The organism is Thioalkalivibrio sp. ALE31 (assembly GCF_000377405.1).
Taxonomy (GTDB): Bacteria; Pseudomonadota; Gammaproteobacteria; order Ectothiorhodospirales; family Ectothiorhodospiraceae; genus Thioalkalivibrio.
In genome coordinates this window covers 171573-195576 of sequence record NZ_KB905021.1, presented here as the reverse complement: position 1 = coordinate 195576, position 24004 = coordinate 171573, and the positions used below count along the sequence as shown (strand labels likewise).

The 24004-nt window shown below is 67.1% G+C and carries 22 protein-coding genes and 1 tRNA gene; 10 read left to right on the top strand and 13 right to left on the bottom strand.

What is annotated here, in order from left to right:
• The first annotated feature begins 18 nt into the window (after positions 1-18).
• On the top strand, positions 19-633 hold the full coding sequence (gene plsY, locus D103_RS0104355) for a glycerol-3-phosphate 1-O-acyltransferase PlsY (protein WP_018875941.1): 615 nt from the start codon (positions 19-21) through the stop codon (positions 631-633).
• A 30-nt stretch (positions 634-663) separates the two neighbouring features.
• Here plsY and tsaD read toward each other — a convergent pair whose 3' ends face one another.
• Complete coding sequence (gene tsaD / locus D103_RS0104350) at positions 664-1695, bottom strand: tRNA (adenosine(37)-N6)-threonylcarbamoyltransferase complex transferase subunit TsaD (protein WP_026280265.1); 1032 nt, start codon at positions 1693-1695, stop codon at positions 664-666.
• Positions 1696-1771: 76 nt separating this feature from the next.
• Positions 1772-2971 carry a class I SAM-dependent methyltransferase gene (locus D103_RS0104345; protein ID WP_018875939.1) on the bottom strand — a complete coding sequence of 400 codons (1200 nt, stop codon included), beginning with the start codon at positions 2969-2971 and terminating at the stop codon, positions 1772-1774.
• Between the two features lie 82 nt (positions 2972-3053).
• On the opposite strand from D103_RS0104345, the gene D103_RS0104340 reads away from it, so the two are divergent.
• From D103_RS0104340 to D103_RS0104330, 3 genes are all read left to right on the top strand, one after another.
• Positions 3054-3776: a pteridine reductase gene (locus D103_RS0104340; protein ID WP_018875938.1), complete on the top strand. Its 723-nt coding sequence runs from the start codon at positions 3054-3056 to the stop codon at positions 3774-3776.
• Between the two features lie 64 nt (positions 3777-3840).
• Entirely contained in the window at positions 3841-4101 is a 261-nt protein-coding gene (locus D103_RS0104335; protein ID WP_018867744.1) for an accessory factor UbiK family protein, read from the top strand.
• Positions 4102-4159: 58 nt separating this feature from the next.
• Positions 4160-5665: a YifB family Mg chelatase-like AAA ATPase gene (locus D103_RS0104330; protein ID WP_018875937.1), complete on the top strand. Its 1506-nt coding sequence runs from the start codon at positions 4160-4162 to the stop codon at positions 5663-5665.
• Positions 5666-5746: 81 nt separating this feature from the next.
• On the opposite strand, the gene D103_RS0104325 is transcribed toward D103_RS0104330, so the two are convergent.
• Positions 5747-6622, bottom strand: coding sequence for a c-type cytochrome (locus tag D103_RS0104325; RefSeq protein ID WP_018875936.1), 876 nt, complete (start codon positions 6620-6622; stop codon positions 5747-5749).
• A gap of 184 nt (positions 6623-6806) precedes the next feature.
• Between D103_RS0104325 and D103_RS0104320 the strand changes: the two genes are divergently transcribed.
• Positions 6807-6883, top strand: a tRNA-Arg gene (locus D103_RS0104320).
• A gap of 615 nt (positions 6884-7498) precedes the next feature.
• A complete protein-coding gene (locus D103_RS14320; RefSeq protein WP_018875935.1) occupies positions 7499-7633 on the top strand; it encodes a hypothetical protein in 135 nt (44 codons plus the stop codon).
• A 127-nt stretch (positions 7634-7760) separates the two neighbouring features.
• Here the strand turns inward: D103_RS14320 and D103_RS0104310 are convergent, their stop codons facing one another.
• The 3 genes from D103_RS0104310 to D103_RS0104300 all read right to left on the bottom strand — a co-directional run bounded on the left by D103_RS0104310 (position 7761) and on the right by D103_RS0104300 (position 12506).
• On the bottom strand, positions 7761-8810 hold the full coding sequence (locus D103_RS0104310) for a DmsC/YnfH family molybdoenzyme membrane anchor subunit (protein ID WP_018867740.1): 1050 nt from the start codon (positions 8808-8810) through the stop codon (positions 7761-7763).
• A gap of 25 nt (positions 8811-8835) precedes the next feature.
• Positions 8836-9531 carry a 4Fe-4S dicluster domain-containing protein gene (locus D103_RS0104305; protein ID WP_026279312.1) on the bottom strand — a complete coding sequence of 232 codons (696 nt, stop codon included), beginning with the start codon at positions 9529-9531 and terminating at the stop codon, positions 8836-8838.
• A gap of 68 nt (positions 9532-9599) precedes the next feature.
• Positions 9600-12506, bottom strand: a complete 2907-nt coding sequence (locus tag D103_RS0104300) for a molybdopterin oxidoreductase family protein (protein ID WP_018875934.1) — start codon at positions 12504-12506, stop codon at positions 9600-9602.
• Positions 12507-12733: 227 nt separating this feature from the next.
• On the opposite strand from D103_RS0104300, the gene moaA reads away from it, so the two are divergent.
• A complete protein-coding gene (moaA, locus tag D103_RS0104295; RefSeq protein WP_018875933.1) occupies positions 12734-13738 on the top strand; it encodes a GTP 3',8-cyclase MoaA in 1005 nt (334 codons plus the stop codon).
• Between the two features lie 121 nt (positions 13739-13859).
• Here moaA and D103_RS0104290 read toward each other — a convergent pair whose 3' ends face one another.
• Entirely contained in the window at positions 13860-14348 is a 489-nt protein-coding gene (locus D103_RS0104290; protein ID WP_018880902.1) for a universal stress protein, read from the bottom strand.
• Between the two features lie 264 nt (positions 14349-14612).
• Here D103_RS0104290 and D103_RS0104285 point away from each other — a divergent pair, with 264 nt between their 5' ends.
• Together D103_RS0104285 and D103_RS0104280 are read left to right on the top strand one after the other, a co-directional pair.
• Positions 14613-16118 carry a SulP family inorganic anion transporter gene (locus D103_RS0104285; RefSeq protein ID WP_026280264.1) on the top strand — a complete coding sequence of 502 codons (1506 nt, stop codon included), beginning with the start codon at positions 14613-14615 and terminating at the stop codon, positions 16116-16118.
• 248 nt (positions 16119-16366) lie between these two features.
• On the top strand, positions 16367-17095 hold the full coding sequence (locus D103_RS0104280) for a rhomboid family intramembrane serine protease (protein ID WP_018875930.1): 729 nt from the start codon (positions 16367-16369) through the stop codon (positions 17093-17095).
• Positions 17096-17303: 208 nt separating this feature from the next.
• Here the strand turns inward: D103_RS0104280 and D103_RS0104275 are convergent, their stop codons facing one another.
• On the bottom strand, positions 17304-19415 hold the full coding sequence (locus D103_RS0104275; protein ID WP_231366577.1) for a TonB-dependent receptor: 2112 nt from the start codon (positions 19413-19415) through the stop codon (positions 17304-17306).
• A 225-nt stretch (positions 19416-19640) separates the two neighbouring features.
• Here D103_RS0104275 and D103_RS0104270 point away from each other — a divergent pair, with 225 nt between their 5' ends.
• Positions 19641-20660, top strand: coding sequence for a porin (locus D103_RS0104270; RefSeq protein ID WP_018875928.1), 1020 nt, complete (start codon positions 19641-19643; stop codon positions 20658-20660).
• 112 nt (positions 20661-20772) lie between these two features.
• Here the strand turns inward: D103_RS0104270 and D103_RS0104265 are convergent, their stop codons facing one another.
• The 5 genes from D103_RS0104265 to D103_RS0104245 all read right to left on the bottom strand — a co-directional run bounded on the left by D103_RS0104265 (position 20773) and on the right by D103_RS0104245 (position 23906).
• Entirely contained in the window at positions 20773-21069 is a 297-nt protein-coding gene (locus D103_RS0104265) for a hypothetical protein (protein WP_018867731.1), read from the bottom strand.
• An 80-nt stretch (positions 21070-21149) separates the two neighbouring features.
• Positions 21150-22562 carry a hypothetical protein gene (locus D103_RS0104260; protein WP_018867730.1) on the bottom strand — a complete coding sequence of 471 codons (1413 nt, stop codon included), beginning with the start codon at positions 22560-22562 and terminating at the stop codon, positions 21150-21152.
• Positions 22563-22771: 209 nt separating this feature from the next.
• The gene (locus tag D103_RS14225) at positions 22772-22936 is read right to left on the bottom strand and encodes a hypothetical protein (protein ID WP_017942944.1); all 165 of its coding nucleotides are present in this window, start codon (positions 22934-22936) and stop codon (positions 22772-22774) included.
• A gap of 90 nt (positions 22937-23026) precedes the next feature.
• Positions 23027-23539, bottom strand: coding sequence for a peptidylprolyl isomerase (locus tag D103_RS0104250; protein ID WP_018867729.1), 513 nt, complete (start codon positions 23537-23539; stop codon positions 23027-23029).
• 16 nt (positions 23540-23555) lie between these two features.
• The gene (locus D103_RS0104245; RefSeq protein ID WP_018867728.1) at positions 23556-23906 is read right to left on the bottom strand and encodes a hypothetical protein; all 351 of its coding nucleotides are present in this window, start codon (positions 23904-23906) and stop codon (positions 23556-23558) included.
• Positions 23907-24004: the final 98 nt, after the last annotated feature.

Genomic DNA, 24004 nt, shown 5'->3' with positions numbered 1-24004 from the left:
CAGACAGGCTCACCGCTCATGGCTATTACAATCGGCATCATCATCGCGTATCTGCTGGGATCGCTTTCCACGGCCATACTGGTCAGCAAGCTGCTGCGCCTGCCGGACCCGCGCACCACCGGGTCGAAGAACCCCGGCGCCACGAATGTCCTGCGCTCGGGCGGCAAGAAGGCGGCCATCATCACGCTCATCGGGGATGTCGGCAAGGGCTGGCTGCCGGTGTTCGTCGCGCTCCAGCTGGAGCTCTTCCCCGGCTGGGCGATCGGCCTGATCGGCCTGGCCGCCTTCCTCGGTCACGTGTTCCCCGTGTACTACCGCCTTCAGGGCGGAAAGGGTGTGGCCACCGCACTTGGCGTGATCCTCGCAATCAGCCCGGCGGCCGGCGGACTGGTGCTGCTCACCTGGCTCGTGGTCGCCGCGATCTGGCGATATTCGTCGCTGGCGGCCCTGGTCGCGGCCGGCATGGCCCCGGTGTACACGATCCTGCTGGGCATGGATCACTGGATCAGCGCCGCGGTCGCGCTGATGAGCGTAATCCTGTTCATCCGCCACGACAGCAATATCCGCCGTCTGATGCGCGGCGAGGAATCGCGGATCGGCCAGAAGAACAAGGCCCCGGCCCCCGGAGACTGACGGCCCGCCGAGCACGGGCCGGGCAGGGCTTCAGCCCGGTCCGGCCGGAACCGGCGCCTCCAGTTCGGCCAGGGGCCAGCGGGCCCGCGCGGCGACAACCGGGGCCCCGGCATCCCCTACGCCACCGGCCTGCAGCCGCCGCAGCCCGGCCAGCGCGATCATCGCCCCATTGTCGGTGCAGAACTCCGGGCGCGGAAAATACACCGGCACCCCCTGGCGTTGCGCCATGGCCTGCAGCCCCGCGCGCAGCGTGGTGTTGGCGGCCACGCCACCGGCCACCACCAGCGCCGGGGCCCCGGTCTGCTCCAGACCGCGCCGGGTCTTTTCCACCAGGGTGTCGGTCACGGCCTCCTCGAAGGCGCGGGCCACATCCTCCGGGCGGTAACTTTGCTTCTTCAGCGCGGTCAGGACGGCGGTCTTCAGGCCGGAGAAGCTCATGTCCAGCCCCGGGCGATCCAGCATGGGGCGCGGCAGCCGCAGGGCATCCGGCTCGCCCTGTTCCGCCAGGCGCGCCAGCGCCGGGCCACCCGGATACCCCAGCCCCAGCAGCTTGGCGGTCTTGTCGAAGGCCTCGCCGGCGGCATCGTCGATGCTCTCGCCGATCAGGTCGTAGTCGCCCAGGGCCCGGGCATGGATCAGCTGGGTATGCCCCCCGGAGACCTGCAGCACCAGGAACGGGAAGTCGAGCCCGGTATCCTCCAGAAACGGCGCCAGCAGGTGGCCCTCCAGGTGATGCACCGCCAGCGCCGGGATACCCCAGCCCCAGGCCAGGGAGCGGGCCACCGAGGCACCGGTCAGCAGCGCCCCCAGCAGTCCCGGCCCGCCGGTGTAGGCCACCGCATCCAGGTCCGGCCCGTCCACGCCCGCCTCCTCCAGCACCGCGCGCACCAGCGGCAGGAGCCGCCGGATGTGGTCGCGCGAGGCCAGTTCCGGCACCACGCCGCCGTAGATTGCGTGCAGATCCGTCTGGCTGTACAGCCGGTGCGCGAGCAGGCCACGGTCGCTGTCGATCAGCGCCACGCCCGTCTCGTCACAGGAGGTTTCGATACCCAGTACCTTCATGGCGCCAGCATGCCGGGTTTCGTCGATGCCACCAAGCATCCCCGGAACGACCGCGCCATTGCGCCAGGACCGGGGTTCACAGGCGCCCCCGGCGATCGGGGATACCCCCCAGCGGCAGATGCGCGCAGCCGCGACCGAGAGCCATGACCTGGAAGCGCTCGCCCATCTCGCCCGGCAGGGTCAGCATGCGCACGGCCTGCGCCGCCTGCATGGTCAGGCGGGCATCCTCGCCGCTACCGACGCGGGCCTCGAAACGCTGCGGCAGCCCCGCCCCCAGGAGGAACTCGCCCTGCCCGGCGTAGGCCAGCACATCGAGGCCCGCGGCATCCGCCGCCTCGGCCACAGCGGTGAAGTCGACACTGGCGGTCAGGTCCATCAGCCCCGGATAGGCCAGAGGATCCTGGATCATCTGCTGGCGGTAGTAGCCGACCAGGGTCCCCTGGTGCCGTTCCGGGGCGTAGTAGGCCGCCTGCGGAAAGCCGTAATCCACGATCACGGCCACCCCCTGCTCCAGCCCCTCGGCGAGCGCGCGCACCCACGCCGCCTGCGCCGGCCGCCACTCGGACAGGTAGCCCTCGGGCCAGGGGCCATAGTCGGCCGCCAGCCGCGTCACGGGTTCGGCCAGGGCTGGCGGGGCCTCGCGTTCGGCCAGGGTCAGCGCCCCGTCCGCCTCGGTAGTGACGCCGACCTGCCACACGCGCCCCTCGCGCCAGCGGAACAGCTCCACCGGCAGGGCATCCAGCACCTCGTTGGCCAGCACCACCCCACGCAAGGGGGCCTCGGGGAGGGCATCGAGCCAGGCCACACGCGCGTATTCCGCCGGCTCCAGCTGGGCCTGCAGGTGGGCCTGCTGCCGGGCGCGCAGGTCCGGGCTCACCTCGATGATCCAGTACCGCCCCCAGGCCACCCCAAGCTCGCGCAGGGTGGTGATCACGTCCCCCGCCAGGCGGCCACTGCCGGCACCGAATTCCAGCAGCGTGCCGGCGCCGTCGAGGTCATCGCGCAGCACCGGGGCCAGCCAGGTCGCCAGGGTCTCGCCGAACAGCGGCGAGAGCTCCGGCGCGGTGACGAAGTCCCCGCCCTCGCCCAGCTTGTGGGCCCCGTTCACGTAATAGCCCAGGCCCGGCGCATACAGGGCCGCCTGCATGTAATCGACGAACGGAAGGAACCCCTGGCCCGCCGCAATACTCTGTTGCAGGTGAGTGCGCAGACGCGCGGCGATCTCCCGGGCGACCGGATCGTCGGCGGTGTTTGTGCTAGGTTTCGGCGGCAACATGGCGACGCATGGTACCAACCCGGGGATGGACGTGGCGCAGGCACCCACCGACAATTTGAGCAGGACACCCGACCCGGCGGGCGTGGTGCTGATCACCGGGGCCGCACGGCGCGTCGGCGCCACCATTGCCCGGCACCTGCACGCGGCCGGGTTGCGGGTGCTGATCCATTACCGCGGCTCGCGTGACGAGGCCGACGCGCTGGCCGCCGATCTGAACACGGCGCGCCCCGACAGCGCCCGCACCCTGCAGGCCGACCTGCTCGACCCCCAGGCCATCGAAGTCCTCGCCCGCGACGCCGAGGCGGCTTGGGGGCGGCTGGACTTTCTCGTCAACAACGCCTCGACGTTCTATCCAACCCCCGTTGGCGAGATCCGCGAATCCGCCTGGAACGACCTAATCGGCTCCAACCTGAAGGCGCCGACCTTCCTCACCCAGGCCTGCAACCCGGCGCTGCAGCGGGCGCGGGGCGCGGTCGTCAATATCGTGGATATCCACGCGCTGCGCCCGCTGAAGGGCTACCCGGTGTATTCGGCGGCCAAGGCCGGGCTCTGGGCCCTGACCCAGGCCTTTGCCCGCGAACTGGGGCCCGGCGTGCGGGTCAATGGGGTTGCGCCCGGCGCGATCCTGGCGCCGGAGGATGCGCAGAATACCGGCACCCACGAGGCCATGATCGAGCGCACTGCCCTCAAGCGCGAGGGCAGCCCGGAGGATATCGCCCGCACCGTGCGGTTCCTGCTGCTGGATGCGCCGTACATTACCGGCCAGGTCATCCCGGTGGATGGCGGGCGCTCCGCATCGCAGTAGCCGTACCCGGGGTCAGCCGCGCTACACTGGCCAGAACCAAGAACACGCGTCAGGAGACCACCCGATGATCGATTCCAAACGCTTCGACGATCTGGCTCGCCGGATCACCGAGAGCCTCCCGGAGTCCGTGCGCCATATGCAGGAAGACGTGCAGCGGCAGGTCCGCTCATCGCTGCAAAGCGGCTTCGAGCGCATGGACCTGGTCACCCGCGAGGACTTCGACATCCAGGTCGCCCTGCTGGAGCGCACCCGCGAACGCCTCGCCGAACTGGAGGCTCGCGTAGCCGCGCTGGAGGGGCGGCCGGACGACACCCCGGGGCAGTAGCCACCACTGAAACCACCCGCCGGGGACGGACCCCCGGCGGCCGAACGGAGGGGCACGGATGCCCGTCACCATTGCCTACGCCCGCGCCATCGACGGCATCCATGCCCCGCTGGTGACCATCGAGACCCACCTGGCCAATGGCCTCCCGGCCTTCCAGATCGTCGGCCTGCCGGAGGCCGCGGTGCGCGAGAGCCGTGATCGCGTGCGCGCGGCGATCCAGACCAGCGGCTTCGAATTTCCGCGGCGGCGCATCACCGTCAACCTGGCCCCGGCGGACCTCCCCAAGGACGGTGGCCGCTTCGACCTCGGCATCGCCCTGGGCATCCTCGCCGCCAGCCAGCAGATCCCGGCCGAAGCCCTGGCGGCACACGAATTCCTCGGCGAACTGGGGCTGGACGGCCAGTTGCGGCCGGTGGGCGGCACACTGGCGGCCGGACTCGCCGCCGCGGATGCCGACCGCGCCCTGGTGGTCAACCCGGAGGACGGCGCCGAGGCGGCACTGGCGAGGCGCGCGCGAGTTCTCACCGGGTCACACCTGACCGCGGTATGCGCGGCGCTGGCCGGACGCGACGCCCTGGCACCCGCCCGGCCGCCCGACCCGAACCCGCCGAGCCACCCGGACCTCGCGGACGTACGCGGCCAGCACCAGGCGCGGCGCGCCCTGGAGATCGCCGCGGCTGGCGGGCACCACCTGCTGATGGTCGGCCCGCCCGGCAGCGGCAAGTCGATGCTCGCGGCGCGCATCCCCGGCATCCTGCCGCCGATGGACGAGGCCGAGGCGCTGGAGACGGCCGCCATCCACAGCCTGCGCGGCAGCACCCACCTGCGGGGTGACTGGCGGGCCCGGCCGTTCCGCTCCCCCCATCACACCGCGTCGGGCGTGGCCCTGGTGGGCGGCGGCAGTACCCCGCGCCCCGGGGAGATCTCGCTTGCGCACCAGGGCGTGCTGTTTCTGGACGAACTGACGGAGTTCGACCGCGCGGTGCTGGACGTGTTGCGCGAACCGCTGGAGACCGGCGTGATCCACATCTCGCGTGCCGCCCGCCAGGCCGAGTTCCCGGCCCGCTTCCAGCTCGTGGGTGCGATGAACCCCTGCCCGCAGGGCTTCGACTGCGACCTGGCCGAACGCTGCGAATGCACCCCGGAACAACGGGCCCGGCACCGCAAGCGCCTGTCCGCACCCCTGCTGGACCGGATCGACCTCGCCATCGAGGTGCCCCGGATCCCGCCGGCCGACCTGGCCGGCGCGACCGAGCCCACCGAGACGTCCGCCGCGGTCGCGACGCGCGTGACCCGGGCGCGCAACCGCCAGCAGGCGCGCCAGGAGGGGCTCAACAGCACCCTGGATGGCGCGGGACTCGATCGACACGCCGCCCTTGCGGCCGTCGACCGCGAGCTACTGGACAAGGCGGCCGAGCGCTTCCGTCTCTCGGCACGGGCCTATCACCGCATCCTGCGCGTGGCGCGCAGCATCGCCGATCTGGAGGGCGCGGAAGCGATTGCCACCCGACATCTCACCGAGGCGCTGAGCTACCGCGCCCTGGACCACTGGCGTACCCAATAAACGGGGAAGCGTCGGCCCGCAAAGAAAAGGCCCCGCCCGGTCTACCGGGCGGGGCCTTTGTACGCGGCAACGGCGCGACGATCAGTCTTCGAAGGTCGCCACGTAGACGGCCAGATCGGCGATGTCCTGATCCGACAGGTTCGCGGCATTCGGCGCCATCAGGGCCGTCTGGTCACCGACGGTCTCGCCGGCGCGGTAGCGCACCAGCTTGTCGGCGATGTACTCGGCATCACGGCCGGCCAGCTTCGGGAACACCGGGGTGCCCTGACCCTGCGCACCGTGGCAGGCCACGCAGGTGTTGTAACGCGACTGACCGCGTTCGGCATCACCCTCGCCGACCGCAATGGCGGCCACGGCTTCGGCCTCTTCCTCGGCAGCTGCTTCGCCCGCGTCGGTGGTGGCAACCGGCTCCTCGCCTTCGGCGGCCGCGTCGTCAGCGGCAGTGTCGCCGTTTCCGTTGGCGCTGCCCTCGTAGCCGTGATCGACGCCTGCCTGATCGAGCATGTAGGCCACAGCCTCGTGCAGCTGCTCGTCGCTCAGGCTGGAGTCTCCACCGCGCGCCGGCATGGCGCCGATGCCGTTGATCGAGTTCTCGAACAGGGTCTCCAGACCTTTGTCGTTCAGACGGTTAGTCCACTCGTCCGTGTCATCCTTGAGCGGGGCACCGGAGGCGCCCGAGTCATGGCAGGCGGCGCAGACGTTAGCGTAGATGTCGCCCGGGCTCAGGTCCGCGGCTTCCTCGGCGGTATCCACCTCACCGGAGACCACCCGGCCGATCGGCGCGATGCGTTCGGCAATACGCTCCTCGCTCACGGCCTCCGCCTGCGAGCCCATCATGTCCCCAATCCAGCTCGCAAGCTGCGACACCAGAAACAGGACTGTCGCCAGCAGGGCCAGGGACGAGATAAACAGCAACACCTTGTTCCCGGTGTCCATCTTGATCGGTTGATTTCCCACTTCTCTCCCTCCGAGATCCTGGCCATGCATGGCCTTGTGGTGTGCTCTTTCGAAAGCGCTCGCGCGGTACGCGCAAATCGGGCGCAGAGTATAGGGCATCATGCCAGGCGCGACCACAAACCCAGCGGCGCGGTCAAATATGGCTGGACGCACCCGCGGCCCCGCCCGTATCATTGCAGCCCTTGCGCCCGTAGCTCAGCTGGATAGAGCGCTGCCCTCCGGAGGCAGAGGTCAGAGGTTCGAATCCTCTCGGGCGCGCCATTACGCAAAAAGGGACCCTCGTGGTCCCTTTTTGCGTAATGGGGTGTCTGAGGGCCCGATTCGAACCTCCGTTCGAGCCGAGGCCCGCAACGCGGGCCGACGCGCGGTACCGCCGCAGGCGGTGCCGGCCCGAAGGGCCAAGCGACCGCAGGTCGCGCAGCCATCCTCTCGGGCGCGACGCCCGAACACCCCGGGCGTAGCCCCAAGCTCCATTCAAGCCGAGACCCGCAGCGCGGGCTGAGCGCGCCACAGCCACGGCCCGTGCCGGCTCGAAGGACCGGCGGCGCAACGAGCCCAGCCCCTCGGCGGCAGCCTCGGGACGTTCGCCGACACGAAGCCAGCCTCGCGCCCCCACCCTCTCGGGCGCGAAGCACGAACACCCCCGAATCCAACCCGGCGAACCTCCAGTTCGAGCCGAGACCCGCGCAGCAGCGCTGGCATTCCCGCCTGCTTGCGGGATACGCACCGAAGCGCCACCGGCCTCCGCTCGCCCCACACCCGCCACAGCGACGCCCCGTGCAGCCCGAATCGTCGCCCGGCATGATCTGGATCAAATCGAAGGCCGATTCCGGGGGCTAGCGTCGAAGGTGCATGGACCCAACTAGAGGAAAGATCATGCTGATGGAAATCATGTTTCAGTCGCCCATCGGGATCCTGACGATCGTGACGCTGGCGGGCATCGCGGCCTTCTTCGCGTACGTGATTTACTTCATCGTTCACGGGATGCACGAGAACGACAAGGGGCAATAGGCCCGGACGGATCCTGCCCGGGGCAGCCCCTCCAAACAGAAAAGGCCGGGGCGTCGGTCATCCAACGCCCTGGCCTTTGGTACGGATTACCCGGGGCGCCCGGGTAACCCGTATGGTTGCGTCCGACTCAGGAGCCGGAGCCCCCGGGCGTATCGCCCAGTTCGGCGCGCGGTGCGTCGCCACGGCGAGCATCCGCGGCCACTTCCGGGCCGACGCGGCTCGGCTCGGCCAGGGAGTCGGTGCAGGTCTGGGCACCGTGGTACAGGCGCACGACGTGCTTGGCCTCGGCGAAGAACAGCCAGCGCTCCATGCCGATCCCGACCAGGCTCGACACCGCCGCCAGCCAGGCGATACCGGCCGGCGCACCGGAGAGGATCGAACCGAAGACCAGTACCGGGGCGATGAAGCCGAGCAGGAAGACGCCCATCTTGATGTTGTCGATGGTGTCCTTGCGCGGGTCGTAGCCGAACTCGTCAGTCAGGAAGGTCCCGGCGGTGTGGCCGGTATCCAGCAGACGCACGGTCGCCCGGTTGAAGGTGGTCGCGGTGTTGATGGTCGGACCGTTCACGCGCGAGATCCAGAAGTAGTAGATCCCCTTGAGCAACGCGGCGGCCAGCAGCGCGACGATGGCCACGCCCGCGTGCAGCGTGGTGGCATTGCCGAACACCGCGGCGATGGCGGCGAACAGCGTGGTGCCGGTCGCGATGCCCAGCATGATGTAATTCGCCGGGGTCAGCGCCGTGTTCCACTGGCGGATGGTCTTCAGGCAGCCGTAGATCATGCCGGTGGAGAACAGGGTGATCACGGCCAGCACGGCAGCGATCGCGCCGGCCATGGCGGGCAGCGGCCCGATGGCCGAACCCTGCAGCAGCACACCCAGACCGTAGATACCGGCGAAGGGGTAGAACAGCACCGCGAACACGGCCTCGCGCGACAGCCAGGAGGTCTTGAAGCGCATGAAGGAACGCCAGGCGTTCTTCTTGTTCGCCAGGTGACCGGTGGAGAGCATCAGCCCCAGGGTGATCATCCCCAGCGACACCAGGCCGTGCGCCAGCAGCTCGCCGTGGCTCATGGCCGGGCCGATACCCGCGAGATGGAAGGCCGCCAGCAGGATGAACAGGCCGTAGCCCGCACCCGAGATGACGGTAAACAGGATGACGGAAAATGCCGGATGCATATGAATTCTCCCGTTCGGGCCGCGCCTAGCGCGCGACCATCTTGTTGACCCAGTCCTTCACCGAGGTGACGAGCTTGTTGGCGCGCACGTCGTCGGTGGGGATCGGGCGGGTGATACGCGGGGGCAGATAGGTGTTGACCGGCTTGTAGCCCAGCTCCGGCATCTGCTTCACGCCGCCGCGCTCGCGCACCAGGCGGCTGACCTCGGAGTCCTGGTCGTCGAAGTCACCGAAGAACCGGGCGTGCGCCGGGCAGGTGATCACGCAGGCCGGCTGGCGCTCTTCCGGCGGCAGCTGCTCGTCGTAGATACGGTCCACGCACAGCGTGCACTTCTTCATCACGCCGTCTTCGCGGTCCAGCTCGCGCGCACCGTAGGGGCAGGCCCAGGCGCAGTAGTTGCAGCCCATGCACTTGTCCTGGTCGACCAGCACGATGCCGTCTTCCGGGCGCTTGTAGGAGGCGCCGGTCGGGCAGACGTTCACGCAGTCGGCATGCTGGCAGTGCATGCAGGACATCGGGATGTTCACGGTCTTGTTGTTGGGATAATCGCCGACTTCGTAGTGGCGAATACGGTTGAACCACACGCCGCTGGGGTCCTCGCCATAGGGGCGATAGTCGGTCAGCGCGCCGGTGGTACCGCTGGTGTTCCACTGCTTGCAGGCCACCGCGCAGGCGTGACAGCCCACGCAGGTATCCATGTCGATTACGAGTCCAAGTCGCATTTCAGGTACTCCTCAAATTCTCTCGGGCCGCCGGCTTCGGCCGGCGGCATGGCCCGGATCCGTGATGCCTACTGTTCGTCGTCCAGCGAGCCGCGCGTCAGCACGTCGCGGATGGAACGGTTCAGGTGCACCGGCTTGTGCGCCGCGTAGCGGAGCTGGTCCGGGGCCTCGGACATGCCGGGCGCCGGCTTGATCGTGTCGAAGTCGGGCCAGGTGCTGGCCTCTTCCGGGTCGGCCGGGGTGATCTTGACCTTCAGGTCGTACCACGCGGCCTGGCCGGTGACCGGGTCGGAGTTGGTGATGTTGTCCACCGGGTCGCCCTTCTTCGGCAGCAGCTCACTGATCAGGTGGTTCATCAGGAAGCCCTTGTTGGACTCGTTCGCGTCCGGCTTCAGGCCCCAGGCGCCCTTCTGCTTGCCGATGGCGTTCCAGGTCCAGACGGTGTTCGGCTCGCAGCCCTCGATCAGTTTCACCTGCACGCGGATCTTGCCGTTGTGCGACTCCAGCCAGACCCAGGACATATCCGCGATGCCCATGGACTCCGCCTTGCCGCGGTTCATGTACAGGTAGTTCTGGGCGCAGATCTGGCGCAGCCAGGCGTTCTGGGAATCCCAGGAGTGGTACATGAACATCGGACGCTGGTTGACCGCGTAGAACGGGTACTCGTCCTCGTCGATGCGGGTCTGCTCCAGCGGCTTGTGCCAGATCGGCAGCGGATCGAAGAACTGGGTCAGGCGGTCCTTGTGCTCCTGCTTGGTCGGCTGCGGGCCGTCATACAGGCCCTGGCCGGCGAGCTTGAAGCGCTGCTGGGTCTCGGAGTAGAGCTCGATCGTGATCGGATCGGTCTTGCCCACCCAGCCGGCGTGCTTGGCCAGTTCCAGGTAGTCCTTGTTGGCGAAGCGGTAGAACTGCTGGTTCGGCGCCAGGTGGTGCACGAAGAACCCCTGGTTCTCGATGTACGCCTCCCACTGCTTCGGGTTCGGCTCGCCGCGCAGGTGGGTCTTGCCGTCCTTGCCGCGATAGCCGGACAGGAAGCCGATGCCCGGCTCCTTCTCGAAGTTGACGATGAAGTCCTTGTAGTCCGCGAACTTGCGGCTACCGTCGTCCTTGGTGAACGCCGGGAACTTCAGGCGACCCGCCAGCTCGACCATCACCTCCTGCCACGGACGCACGTTGCGGTCGACCTCGAGGATCGGGTGGCGGATGGAGTCCGCCGCCGCGGCCGGCTCGGAGATCGGGCGGTCCAGCATGGAGATGGTGTCGTAGCGCTCCAGATAGGTGGTATCCGGCAGCACCAGATCGGCAAAGTTGACCGTCTCCGAGTGGAACGCATCCGCGACCACCAGAAACGGGATCTTGTACTCGCCGCTGTCGTCCTTCGCCCGCAGCATGTCCATTACCTCGGCGGTATTCATCGAGGAGTTCCAGGACATGTTCGCCATGAAGAAGATCAGCGTGTCGATCGGATAGGGATCGCCGTTGACCGCATTGGTCACCACCATGTGCATCAGGCCATGGTTGGAGATCGGGGCATCCCAGGAGAACGCCTTGTCGATGCGCAGCGGGTTGCCTTCGTCATCGATGACCAGGTCCTCCGGCGCGGTCGGGAAACCGAGCGGCGGGCTCTTCAGCGGGGTGTTCGGCGCGCATTCCTTGGCCGGCTTGATGCCCGGCGGGACATGCTTGGGATACGGCGGCTTGGCCAGGTGACCGCCGGGGCAGTCCACCGAGCCCAGCATGATCTGCAGCAGATGGATCGCGCGGCAGGTCTGGAAGCCGTTGGAGTGCGCGGAGATGCCGCGCATCGCGTGCATGGACACCGGGCGCCCGAACACCTTGTCGTGCTTGCGGCCCCAGGAGTCGGTCCACTCGATGTCGAGCTCGATCGTCTCCTTGAACGCGACGTGCGCCATCTCCAGCGCCAGGCGCTCGGTCTGGTCGGCCGGGACGCCGGTGACCTCGGCGGTGTTCTCCGGGGAATACTCGTCGCTCAGGTAGCGCTCGGCCAGCAGCGTCATCACGGTCTTGACCGGGCGGCCGTCGGGCGCGGTGTACTCGCCGAACAACGCCGGCTTGATGTCGACCTGGGTGCCGTCGACGAACGCCTCCTGTTCCAGCTCCCAGACCAGCGGGTTGCCGGCCTCGTCACGCAGGATCAGGCCATCGCCCTTCTGCCCCGGGGTCTGCACCACCAGCTGGGTGGCGTTGGTGTAGCGCACCAGGAAGTCCCAGTCGAACTGGTCGTTCTTCAGCAGCACGTGCAGCATCGACAGCGCGAACAGGCCGTCGGTACCGGGCTTGATGCCCACCCACTCGTCGGCGATCGCCTGGTAGCCGGTGCGCACCGGGTTGATCGCGACAAACTTGCCGCCGCGGCGCTTGAGCTTCTCCAGACCGATCTTGATCGGGTTGGAGGCATGGTCTTCCGCCACGCCCCACAGCATGTGGTACTTGGTGCGGTCCCAGTCGGGGTCGCCGAATTCCCAGAAGGCGAAGCCGGTGGTATACAGACCGCCGGTGGCCATGTTCACCGAGCAGAAGCCGCCGTGGGCCGCCCAGTTGTAGGTGCCGAACTGGGTCGCCCACAGACCGGTCAGAGCCTGCATCTGGTCGCGGCCGGTGAAGAACGCCAGCTTGCGCGGGTCGGTCTCGCGGATCTTCTGCAGCCGCGTGGACAGCATGTCCAGGGCCTCGTCCCAGGAGATCGGCTCGAACTCGCCGGCGCCGCGCTCGGTGCCGGGCTTGCGGCGCATCGGCTGGTGCAGGCGCGCCGGGGACTGCTGCTTCATGATCCCCGCGTTACCCTTGGCACACAGCACCCCCTTGTTGATCGGGTGATGCCGATTGCCCTGGATATAGCGGACCTTGTTGTTCTGGACGGTAACCTTGATGCCGCAGCGGCAGGCACACATGTAGCAGGTGGTGTACTTGATCTCCTGCTCGCTGTGGTTCTCGAACTCGGGCAACGCGCTCATTCAGACGACCCCATAGATTACGGTTTGCTTATTCATGGGCCATATTGGCCATAAGCCGGGCTTTTGGCCAACGAAAAGTTCTTATCTTGGAATAAGACAAAATTATCTGTGAGAGATTTTGTTTATTGCCGCAACGATTCTGAGGCATTGTTGTTGCGTTCCCGGAGAAGTGGTCTACGATGTGTGTGATGAAACATATCGCCCCCATCGGCAGGACGGAGCACCCCATGGAACAGCCCCTCAAGGACGAGAACGCACTGGTGGATGCCTTCGGCCGCCGCATCGAATATGTCCGCCTCTCGGTCACCGACCGCTGCGACCTGCGCTGCTTCTACTGCATGCCCAAGGGCTTTCGCGACTTCGAGGAGCCGGATCACTGGCTCAGCTTCGAGGAGATCGAGCGCGTCATGGGAGCCTTCGGACGTCTGGGCACCCGCCGCGTGCGCCTGACCGGCGGCGAGCCGCTGGTACGCAAGAACCTCCCGGACCTGGCCGCACGCCTGAACGCCCTGCCTGGCATCGACGACATCTCGCTGTCCACCAATGCCACGCGCATGGCGCGCCATGCCCAGGAACTGAAGGATGCCGGCGTGGCGCGCATCAACGTCAGTCTCGACTCGCTCAAGCCGGAAGTCTTCAAGGAGATCACCGGCGGCAAGCTGGAGAAGGTCCTGGACGGGCTGATGGCCTCCAAGGCCGCCGGGCTCGACCCGATCAAGATCAACATGGTGGTAATGGGCGGGATCAACGAGCCGGAAGTCGAGGACATGGTGGACTTCTGCATCGAGCACGGCTTCACCCTGCGCTTCATCGAGACCATGCCGATGGGCGACACCGGCCGCGAGGCGAAAGAGGGCCACTACGTGAACCTGCAGGACGTGCGCGCCCGTCTGGAGCCGCGCTACAACCTGGTACCCGGCGTGATGCCCGGCGGCGGCCCGGCGCGCTACATGCAGATCCCGGACACCCCCGTGCGCATCGGCTTCATTACGCCGATTTCGCAGCACTTCTGCGATACCTGCAACCGCGTGCGCCTGTCGGTGGACGGCACCATCTACACCTGCCTGGGCAACGACCACAGCCTGAACCTGCGCCCCTACCTGCGCGAGGGCTGCACCGATTCCGAACTGGAGGATCTGGTGGTCCAGGCCATCAACCTGAAACCGGAACGCCACGAATTCTCCGAGCGCCCGGAAAAGGTCATGCGCTTCATGTCCATGACCGGCGGCTAGCGTCACGGCGGGGCTGGCCTCCTACATGCCTGGGGCCTCGACACCGCGCGAGCATTCCACAGGAACGAGGAAGGCCCGCTGGAAAGCGGGCCTTCTACGTGTCGGCGAACGGCGATCGGGCTCAGTCGACGGCGCCTTCCGGCGGCAGCTTTTCCTTCATGGAGTCGGACAGCGGCACATCGTGCACGACCAGCACCGGCAGGCGGGCGTTGCGCACCAGCCACTCGGTCGCGGAACCGGAGAGCATGTTGGCGATCTGACTGCGCCCGCGGGTCCCCATCACGATCATATCCGCGCCCCACTCCTCGGCATGACGGGAGATCTCCTCCGGCGCACTGCCCACGGCGATGGCGACCTCGTCATCTGCCTCCGCCCACTCCTGCAACTGCGACCGGATTTTTTCTTCCGCCGAATGGCGCATTTCCTTTGCATTCAGGGGCGACGACCCCGCACCACTGAACGCACCAGCGGAACTGGGCCCTGCCACGTCCGACGGCTTCATCACATAGAGCAGCCGCTTCTTCGCCCCAGGGCAGTGCTGGCGTGCAACAGCCAGGGCCGCGGCAGAGGCGGGCGAGAAGTCGACGGCGATGATGACGCGCTGCAGCATGAAGATCCCCAATTGAACGCATGGAAGAGCCCCGGCAAAGGCTTGAGCGGGGCGGCAAACTTCAGGACGGGCTTATGAAGTGCTAGACTTTGTCGCCTTTCCTGGCGGTTTCAGTCTGTACCGGCATTGAACCGCTTGCAACCGCGCCATCCACTGGTGGCAACCGGGCCCGGCTACTTCGCACAAGTCTCTGGTACCTGTTCGTTCACCCGTTGATCCCGACGCATGTCGGCTTCGGCGCGCATCGGTATTGGGGACCATATCGTGCAGCAGACCCTACAAGACTTCCTGTCCCGCCAGCGCAAGATCTGGTTGTTCAATGTGCGCGGAGACCTGATTGCCGGGATCGTGGTCGCGCTGGCCCTGATCCCGGAGGCGATCGCGTTTTCCATTATCGCCGGGGTGGACCCGAGCGTGGGCTTGTACGCGTCCTTCACCATGGCGGTGGTGATCGCCTTCGCCGGAGGGCGCCCCGGCATGATCTCGGCCGCGACCGGGGCCATGGCCCTGCTGATGGTGACACTCATCGCCGAGCACGGACTGCAGTACCTGCTGGCCGCGACCATCCTGACCGGCATCATCCAGATCCTGTTCGCCTGGGCCAAGCTCGCGCGCTACATGATGTTCATCCCGCGCACGGTGCTGGTCGGCTTCGTGAATGCGCTGGCGATCCTGATCTTCCTGTCCCAGGTGCCCTACCTGGTGGATGGCGACACCACCATGTGGGCGCTGGTCACGGCCGGCCTGATCATCCTCTATGGCCTGCCGATGATCCCTGGCTATCCGAAGCTGCTGCCGCCGCCGCTCGTCGCGATCGTGGTGCTCAGCGTCGTGGTCTATTTCATGGGGCTGCCGACGCTGGAGGTCGGCGACATGGGCGACCTGCCGGACGGCCTGCCGGTGTTCCTGTTCCCCGACATCCCGCTGAACTGGGAGACGCTGCAGATCATCTTCCCGACCGCCTTCGCGCTGGCGATCGTCGGCCTGCTGGAGTCGCTGCTGACCGCCTCCATCCTCGACGATCTGACCGACACGCCCTCCGGCAAGAACCGCGAGGCCCAGGGCCAGGGCATCGCCAATGTCGTCACCGGCTTTTTCGGTGGCATGGCGGGCTGCGCGATGATTGGGCAGTCGGTGATCAACATCAAGTCCGGGGGGCTGGGGCGGTTGTCCACGCTGTCGGCGGGCATCTTCCTGCTGCTGTTCATCGTGTTCCTGGGGGATCTGGTCTCGATCATCCCAATGGCCGCGCTGGTCGCGGTGATGATCATGGTCTCCATCGCCACCTTCGACTGGGGCTCGCTGACCACCCTGCACAAGCTGCCGCGCACCGACGCCACCGTGCTGATCGTGACCGTCGGCACCACCGTGATCACCCACGACCTGTCGCTGGGCGTATTCGCCGGCGTGCTGCTCTCGGCGATCTTCTTCGCGCGCAAGATGGTCAAGGCGGTCGAAGTCACTAGTGCGCTCTCCGAGGACGGCCGGACCCGGATCTACACCGTGCGCGGCCAGCTGTTCTTCGTCGCCGTGGACAAGTTCATCGACAGCTTCGACTACCGCGAGGGCATCCATCACATCGAGATCGACCTGACCCGCGCCTCGCTGTGGGACAGCTCGGCGGTGGCCGCCATCGACAAGGTCGTCGGCAAGTTCCGCCGCAACGGCATGGAGGTCGAGGTGAAGGCCCCGCGAGGTGAAAGTGGTGAACTGCACGACAAGCTCGCGCAGCACGACAAGGGCGCCGACCTGGGGCCGGGCGGGCACTAGCACCGCCACCGTCATTGCGAGGAGTGCAGCGACGAAGCACAAAGGCGCGAAGCGCGTTGAACGGCCGCAGGCCGGCCCGAAGGGCGAGCGCAGCGAGTAATCTCCCTCCGAAACCCTCGGACCCCGACACTGCGCAAGCTTCAGGAGGTTGCCGCGGCCCCTGCGGGGCCTCGCAATGACGGTGCCCGTGGCGGCGCCGGGGGATTGGAGAGATTGGACCTCTTGTCCAGGCGTGGCAGGCTAGGCGGATGATGAATCTTCGCCGGCCGGCACCCCCGGCCGACCCCCGGGCCGAGCAGGAGCGGATTCGGCGTGCGCTGCTCTGGCCCATGCTGGGGGCCGCCATCCTGATCGTGATCCACGCCCTGCACGACCTGCTGGGCGGGGACTGGTCGCGGCTGGGCATCCTGCCGCGCGACGCGGTCGGGGCGCTGGGCATCATCACCTCGCCGCTGATCCACGGCTCCTGGGGCCACCTGCTCGCCAATGTGCCGACCCTGTGGGTGCTCGGCATGCTCACGCTCTACGGCTTCCCGCGCGCCACCCGCGTTGCGGTCCCGCTGATCTGGCTGATGGGCGGACTGGGCGTCTGGCTGTTCGCGCGCGAGGGGCTGCACATTGGCGCCTCGGGCCTGACCCACGGGCTGATGTTCTTCGCCGTGGTGATCGGGATTCGCCGCCGCGATGCGCTGTCCATCGCGGTGGCCATCATCATCCTGTTTCTCTACGGCAGCATGATCTGGGGCGTCTTCCCCAGCGGCCCCAGAGTCTCGTTCGAGGCGCACCTGTTCGGTGCGGTTGTCGGTGCGGTCTGCGGCTGGTTCCTCTATCGCCGCGACCCGTTCCCGGTATATCGGCGGCATGACTGGGAGGACGAGGACCCCACCGACCCCGAGACCCTGCGCAAAATCGAACAGGGGCGGCTCGACGAGATCGAGCCGAAAGAACCACCGGAGGGGCCCGGGCGCCGCGACTAGCCGGGCACCCTTTCTGGATGCCGTTCGTCGCGCTCGGTGCATCCCGCGACGTAGCGGCGACGGCGCTTCGTCGCACCGTCATTGCGAGGAGGCGAAGCCGACGTGGCAACCTCCGAACTCTGGCAACGCGGTGCTTCCGGAGCGAGATTGCTTCGTCGGCTTTGCCCCCTCGCAATGACGGGGGCAGGGTCCGGCGTGGTGGGGCGCTCTAGCGCCCGAAGGTCATGCGCATGCCGGCCATCAGGGTCAGGCCGGGGGCCGGCTCGTAATAGCGGCGGTTGCCGTCGTTGATGCGGATGTTGTCGACGTTGTCTGCGTCCAGCAGGTTGTTTGCGGCCACGAAGGCCTCGACATGGGCGTTGCCATCCTGCCAGTGGCGGCCCGCGCGCAGGTTCAGCGTGGTCTGTCCGCCCACCCGTTCGTCGTTGGCGTCGTTCACGTAGCGCCCGCCTGTGTACAGCGCATCGATGGTGAAAAAGTAAGGTCCCTGACGCCAGTCGGCCTCCACGAACAGCTGCTCGCGCGGCAGCCCGGGCAGGCGATTGCCGTCGCGCCGTTCGCCCTGCTGGTCCACGAAATCCCGATAGCGGAAATCGTTCAGGCTGAGCGCGCTGGACAGCGTCCACTGCTCCGTCGCGGACCAGTCGACCGCCAGCTCGAAGCCGTTACGCGCGGTCCGGCCGGCGTTGGTGTAGAACGTGCGACCGTCCACGTTGGGCTCTTCGAACGGGGCGATCTCGTCGCGTACGCGGGTCGCGTAGACCGAGGCATCCCAGGCCAGGCGACCGGTCTCGCGGCGGATCCCGACCTCGATGCTGCGTGCCCGCTGAGGGTCGAGGGCGTCGTTGAAGCCACCCCCGCCCTCGGGGTTCGCGAACTCGGTGAAGGTCGGGGTCTCGAAGTTGGTGGCCACGTTCACGTAGGCCCGGTAGTCCGGCTGGAAGTGCCAGATCAGCCCCGCCATCGCGCTGGTCTCGCGGAAGGTCCTCGCATCCGACCGATCCGGTTCGCCGACCCGGTCAGAGAAGTGGTCGTCGATGGACATGCGGATGCGGTCGTGGCGCGCGCCGAGCACCATGTTCCAGTCCGACCCCAGCGCGGTGTCGGTTTGTATAAACACTCCTCGCGAGCGGGCGCGCTCTAGCTGGTCCAGGGCCAGATCTCCAACGACCTCGTCTTCGTCACAGTCCAGCCCCGGTGCGAAAGTCCCCGACGTACAGCGCCGGGTGCGGTCGTCACGCTGCTCTTCCAGGTCGATCCCGGTCAGCACCCGGGTCGGCCCGATGTCCTGTTCGTACTGGGCGTTGAGGCCGTAGAAGTCGCGATCAAAGGCCACCCGCGAGTCACCGGGGAATGGCAGTTGCTGCGCGTAGTCGCGCTGGGTCCAGAACCCCCCGAGGCGCAGCTCGCCGGGTCCGAGGGACTGTTCCCACTGCAACCCCGTCGTGAGCTGCTCGGCCGCCTGGGTACTGTCAAGGGCCGTGGCCAGCGGGGCGGCCGCGCGCCGGTTCTGACGCATCTCCTCGCGGGTGAGCCCGCCGGGGTCGTCGGTGCGGGGAGCATCGAGGTAGCGCAGGTGGAAGTTCAGCGTGCCGGCCTCCAGCTCCGAGGCGGTGTGCAGGCGCAGGTAGCGCTTCTCGGCGGTGGACTGGTCGCGGTAGCCGTCGATCGCGAAGTCGTGGGCGGTCAGGGAATAGCGATGGGTGCCGTGGTCCTGTTCGGCGATGGCCTCGGCGCGGCGATAACCGTAGCTGCCCAGCAGCACCCCGCCACCAAAGCCACGCGGGTCGCGGCCGTCGCGGGTGCGCGCCGAGATCACGCCTCCGGAGGCATTGCCGTACAGCGCGGCGCTGGGTCCGCGCAGCACCTCGATGTCGCGCAGGTTAAGCAGGTCGATCGCGTCCACCTGTGACTGGCCGTCGGGGGTGGTCTCCGGGATGCCGTCCTGCAGGATGCGCAGCCCGCGCACGCCAAAGGGAGCGCGCGATCCGAAACCGCGGATCGAGATCCGGACATCCTGGGCAAAGTTGTAGCGGTTCTGGGCGAACAGGCCCGGCACGCGATTGAGCGCCTCGTCCAGCTGCAGGCCCTGCCGCCCCTCGGTCGCCTGGCGCTCGTCCACGCGCGATACCGCGGCCGGCAGGTCCGCCAGCGGCGTGGCCAGGCGCGGAGCAGTGACAGTCACTTCGACTGGATGCAGGACCGTGGGCCCGTCGTCGGCCTGTGCGGTGACCGCCACCAACAGGCTGGCGAACAGGGGCCAGCGCACTCGCCCAGAGAACGTCGGATCCGGCCGTCGCGCCACCACGGTCCCTCCCATTCGGTACTGCATCGTGACGGGCCTCGAACCCGCTCACCCTTTAGAGGACTCGCCGCTCGCTAGCAGGTTCCCGGCCCAGGTGTTTCATTTGCGCAACAGTGTCGCGTTTTAACGCGATCTTCACCGCCCCGTAACGGACACGTCACTCGCCCTCCCCATGCTTGCGCCCTGTCGGGACGCCCTCGCGGCCCGCCAACTTGCACACCTAATGAAGGGGAGAATCCCATGAATCGCAAGCACCTGCTGACCAGCCTCATCGCCGCCGGACTCGTCGTACCGGCCCTGGCTACCGCCGACTGGACGCTGTACGGCCGCGCCCACCTGTCCGCCGATGTCCTCGACGACGGCGCCGACTACAACGAGTTCAATGTCTCGAGCAATTCCAGCCGCCTGGGCTTCAAGGGCGAGCGCGAGTTCCGCGAACAGCTGGTCGGGATGTTCCAGATCGAACAACAGATCGACTTCGACACCAACGGCACAAACTTCGCGACCCGCGACACCTTTGTGGGCCTGAAGGGCTCCGAGTGGGGCATGCTCCGCATCGGCAAGTTCGACACCCCGTTCAAGCGCGCCCGTGGCCCGGCCAACTTCTTTGGCGACCAGATCGGCGACATGCGCAACCTGACCCGTTCCGCCGCGCAGACCGGCCGCTTCGACGAGCGTTTCAACAACAGCATCCACTACCAGACCCCGAGCTTCGGCGGCCTAACCTGGAACATCCAGTACTCGAACGAGACGGACGGCGCCACCACCGCCGACGGGGCCCCGAACAAGGCCTACTCCACATCTCTGAACCTGAGTATGGGCGACCTGACCGGCGCTCTGGCCTACGAGAAGCAGGAAGATGGCGATGTGAACCCGGATGCCTGGCGCCTGGCCGTCGGCTATCGCATCACCCCGGCCTTTCGCATGGGCGCCTTCTACCAGAACTCGGAAACCACCAGTGGTGACGATGCGGATATCTACGGCCTCGGCGGCCAGTTCCGCCTGACCCCGAGCATGTACCTGAACGGTCACGTCTTCCAGCTGGATTCCGATCTGGCGGATGCTGACGCAACGATGTACGCCCTGGGCCTGGAATACCGCCTCGACAGCGACCTGCGCTTCTACGGCAACATCGCAATGGTCGACAACGACGACAACTCGGCCCTGGCGCCGTGGAATGCCGCCAAGAGCGTCAGCCAGCCGGGTGTGGGTGGCGAGACCGCTACCGCCCTCTCGATCGGGATGCGTTACGACTTCTGACCGGGCAACACCGGGGCCGGCGGCCAGGACCGCCGTCCCCGTTTTACGAGCCCCGCCGGACTACGCCCCGGCGGGGCTTTTAGTTTTGTGGGAGGCCTTTCGTCGGGCGCGCTTAGAAGGCGGGTTCCCAGCCACTGGAACCCTCGACCAGCCGAAGGCGATCGGTGAGATCCTCCGAGTACCCGCCAGCGGACACCGTGGCATCCACCTGACAGTCAAAGACGCCCCCGTCCACCTCGCTGCAGTCGCTGCTGTGGATATCGACCGAGACGCCCTGTGCGCCGAGGCCGCTGGCCGCGACCATCTGGGCCATCACCGCCTCGATGTCGGCGGTCGACGGGCCACCACCAGAACACCCCGCCAGTACAAACGCGACGCCCGCCGCAGCCAGTCCTTTCTTGATCATCATTGCACTCCTCCTGAGTTATTGCAGGTAACAGGTCGTGCCCGAGTCTGGACCCGGGGAAACGCGGATTCACCGACACGAAGCTAGCGGGTCAGCTCGCGCGCCAGGGCCAGATAGACGCGCCGGTTTGCCTCGTCCCGGGTCGCCTCGCCGCGGAAGCGGGCAAAGGCCATGTTGTCGCGCTCGCCGTGTATCGGCACACGGTCATAGTCGGCATAGGTATCGTCGAGCTCCAGCCGGAACAGCGTGAGGACCGTATCCATGCCCCTGCGCAGGCCGCGCTCGCGGGTCTGGATGACGAGGATGGCGGTACTATCGCGCGACCCGAGCGGGAATACGTGATCGGCGGTCATGTCGCCCACCGGCTGCACATGCGCCGCCACCGTCTGCGCCAGCAACGCCTGACCGTAGGCCTGTTCGGCGGACCGCAGCGCCGAGCGCTCGTCCGAATACTCGAAGCTGCGCACGCTCTGGTTTTCCAGTTGCTGCTGCTGACGATCCAGCGACGTGGCGCGGCGGTTCAGGAGGGTCTCCTCGCGGCCGAGGTCGCGCCGGGTACCAAAGCGGTTTTCCGCCACGATCAAACGATCGTCCAGGACCTTGCGGGCATCGGCCAGGTCGGCCCGCAGGGTGCCCTCGGGTGCGCGCCGCCGGAACCCGCCCGTCACGCCAATCGTTTCGTCCAGTTCGTAGTAGTCGAGCAGACCGGAGGCCAGGATCGGGTCCAGTTGCGCGTTCACGGCTTCGCCGCCGCGATACGGGCGGCCGGACACCATCACGCACACCCCGTGGGTAGCACGCGCATCGATCTGTAAAGGGCTGTCGGCACTGGGGCAGGAGCGACTGGCGTCCACCTCCCAGGAGCGCCACGAATAGCCGTCGAACCGCGCCACCGGGCGCACCGGCAGCTCGTGCTCCATGATGGCCTCGTTCAGTGCGGCGAGGACGGAGTCGGCAATCTCGGCCTGCTTCGCTTCCAGGGCCTCGATCTCGGCCTCGACCGCTTCCACCGCCTCGCGCTCCTCTTCGACGAAGGCGTCGATGGCCGCGAGGTTCTCCTCCAGCTCGCTGCGTTCGGCCGCCAGCTCCTCGCGCGCCTGTTCCAGTTCCGCGCGCGCTTCTGCCTGCTCGCGCTCGAAGTTGTCATGGACGGCGCGGCGCTTGTCGGTGAAGGTGGCATAGGCCGCCTGCAACTGGTCGGCCGGCTCGCCTTCCACCATCAGGGTCAGATCGGAGACCGTCTCTGCGGCCAGCTGTTCGGAGAGCGCCTCAAGGTGGACCGCGGCCGGCTCCAGGTCGGCTACGGCGGCCTCGACGGATACGGTCAGCGACCAGCCGGCCTCGACCTCCTCGAGAAGCCCGCGCGCCTGGGCCTGATCGGCGATGGGCAGCTCGCCAAAGTCGAACTCGGCCTGATCGGGATAGGAAGAACTGCAGCCCGTGGCAAGCGCCAGGGCGAAGGCAGGCAGGACGCCCGCGAGAGATGCACGCTTCATGAACGCATTCCTTTGCTGAGACCTCGGCTTCCGTGCCGCAGGATTGATAGAAGGCTAGCCGCGAGCCCGGTCAATCAACTTTCGTGATCCGGCGAACGCCCGTTGACCGGCCGATCACCATCGCCCCATCACCATCGGCGAGGTGCCGCCCTGTGGACCGGCTGGATAAAAACAGCCGCCAAATCCGGGGGGTTCGGCGGCTGGCCGCGTCACGGACGTTTGGGGGTCTGGTACTCGGCTTCCTTCTGGAAGGGTTCCCAGATGGTCTCGTAGCCGACGAAGCCCTTTTCGTTGGGCTTCATCTGCCGGGTTACCAGAAAGCGTGACTTGCCGTCCGGCACTTCCGGGTGCTTCTTGTCGGATTGCTGACTCATGGTGCATTCACCTCGCTTCGATGAAAAAAGAGGGGCGGAGAACTGGCGTCGCCCTGCCCCGACATACTCACGCGCCGAACGCCTGCTCCATCACTCGATAGGGACCGCGCGCCCGCTGTCGATCTCCGGGCCCGACTCCACCTTGCCACCGTGTGCGATTTCCTCGTCGGTGGCATCGCGTACCAGCAGGATGTTCAGCTTGAAGATCACCTGACGGCCGCACAGTGGATTGTTGCCGTCGATGGTGATGGTCTTGTCGTCGAGCCGTGTCACCAAAAAGCTCTTGGTCTGGCCGCGATCGTTCTCCATCAGGATGGCGGTCCCCACCTCGCGGTACTCCTCCGGCACGTTTTCGATCGCGTCCGTGATCACGAGCGACTCGTCGCGCGGGCCATAGAGGGCGTTGCAGTCGATCGGCACTTCGATGGTTTCGCCCTGGGCACGGCCTTCCAGCTCGCCCATGACCTGGGGCGACAGGACCTCGTTGACGCCGTGGACATAGCCCAGCGGGAACTCGACCTCGGTCAGCACCTGGCCGGTTTTCTGGTCGATCACCTGGTAGTTCAGCTCGACGTACTTGTTGTCCTTGATTACTTCGGTCATGAACAGTCCCGCATTGTCAGAAAATGGACGCACCGAAGATGCGTACCTCGCCTTCCTCGTAGCCGAGGACCATCCGGCCCAGCCACTCGCCCTCCTTCTTCGTGCTGCGCACGCGATACAGGACGGTGACATGCTCGCCACGGCGAATAATGCCCAGGAAATCCCAGTCCTCGCTGAGATTGCGGGTCAACTCGCTCTGGGCGAACTGCTTGCCCACCTCGACCTCGTTGAGGCCAAACAGCAGGTGGTAGGAGAACCGGCGGACGAACTTGCCGTACTGCCCCTTGTTGGAGTGCTTGATCAGGTCGCTCCAGATGGGGTGGGCAATCTCGAGGATCTCCTGGTCGGAGTGGTCGATGATGTTCATCGAGGTCTCCGGCAACGTCTGTGCTTCAGCTGCACTGGTCATATTGAAAACCCTCAGGTGTGGCGGTTGAAAGGGATGATCTACGCGCGAACGCGTGG

What these genes read in the sequence shown, in the direction of transcription:
- plsY (WP_018875941.1), top strand. Translation starts at nt 19, where the DNA reads ATGGCTATTACAATCGGCATCATCATCGCGTATCTGCTGGGATCGCTT.
- tsaD (WP_026280265.1), bottom strand. Translation starts at nt 1,695, where the DNA reads ATGAAGGTACTGGGTATCGAAACCTCCTGTGACGAGACGGGCGTGGCG.
- D103_RS0104345 (WP_018875939.1), bottom strand. Translation starts at nt 2,971, where the DNA reads ATGTTGCCGCCGAAACCTAGCACAAACACCGCCGACGATCCGGTCGCC.
- D103_RS0104335 (WP_018867744.1), top strand. Translation starts at nt 3,841, where the DNA reads ATGATCGATTCCAAACGCTTCGACGATCTGGCTCGCCGGATCACCGAG.
- D103_RS0104330 (WP_018875937.1), top strand. Translation starts at nt 4,160, where the DNA reads ATGCCCGTCACCATTGCCTACGCCCGCGCCATCGACGGCATCCATGCC.
- D103_RS14320 (WP_018875935.1), top strand. Translation starts at nt 7,499, where the DNA reads ATGCTGATGGAAATCATGTTTCAGTCGCCCATCGGGATCCTGACGATC.
- D103_RS0104310 (WP_018867740.1), bottom strand. Translation starts at nt 8,810, where the DNA reads ATGCATCCGGCATTTTCCGTCATCCTGTTTACCGTCATCTCGGGTGCG.
- D103_RS0104305 (WP_026279312.1), bottom strand. Translation starts at nt 9,531, where the DNA reads ATGCGACTTGGACTCGTAATCGACATGGATACCTGCGTGGGCTGTCAC.
- D103_RS0104300 (WP_018875934.1), bottom strand. Translation starts at nt 12,506, where the DNA reads ATGAGCGCGTTGCCCGAGTTCGAGAACCACAGCGAGCAGGAGATCAAG.
- moaA (WP_018875933.1), top strand. Translation starts at nt 12,734, where the DNA reads ATGGAACAGCCCCTCAAGGACGAGAACGCACTGGTGGATGCCTTCGGC.
- D103_RS0104290 (WP_018880902.1), bottom strand. Translation starts at nt 14,348, where the DNA reads ATGCTGCAGCGCGTCATCATCGCCGTCGACTTCTCGCCCGCCTCTGCC.
- D103_RS0104280 (WP_018875930.1), top strand. Translation starts at nt 16,367, where the DNA reads ATGATGAATCTTCGCCGGCCGGCACCCCCGGCCGACCCCCGGGCCGAG.
- D103_RS0104275 (WP_231366577.1), bottom strand. Translation starts at nt 19,415, where the DNA reads ATGGGAGGGACCGTGGTGGCGCGACGGCCGGATCCGACGTTCTCTGGG.
- D103_RS0104270 (WP_018875928.1), top strand. Translation starts at nt 19,641, where the DNA reads ATGAATCGCAAGCACCTGCTGACCAGCCTCATCGCCGCCGGACTCGTC.
- D103_RS0104265 (WP_018867731.1), bottom strand. Translation starts at nt 21,069, where the DNA reads ATGATGATCAAGAAAGGACTGGCTGCGGCGGGCGTCGCGTTTGTACTG.
- D103_RS0104260 (WP_018867730.1), bottom strand. Translation starts at nt 22,562, where the DNA reads ATGAAGCGTGCATCTCTCGCGGGCGTCCTGCCTGCCTTCGCCCTGGCG.
- D103_RS14225 (WP_017942944.1), bottom strand. Translation starts at nt 22,936, where the DNA reads ATGAGTCAGCAATCCGACAAGAAGCACCCGGAAGTGCCGGACGGCAAG.
- D103_RS0104250 (WP_018867729.1), bottom strand. Translation starts at nt 23,539, where the DNA reads ATGACCGAAGTAATCAAGGACAACAAGTACGTCGAGCTGAACTACCAG.
- D103_RS0104245 (WP_018867728.1), bottom strand. Translation starts at nt 23,906, where the DNA reads ATGAACATCATCGACCACTCCGACCAGGAGATCCTCGAGATTGCCCAC.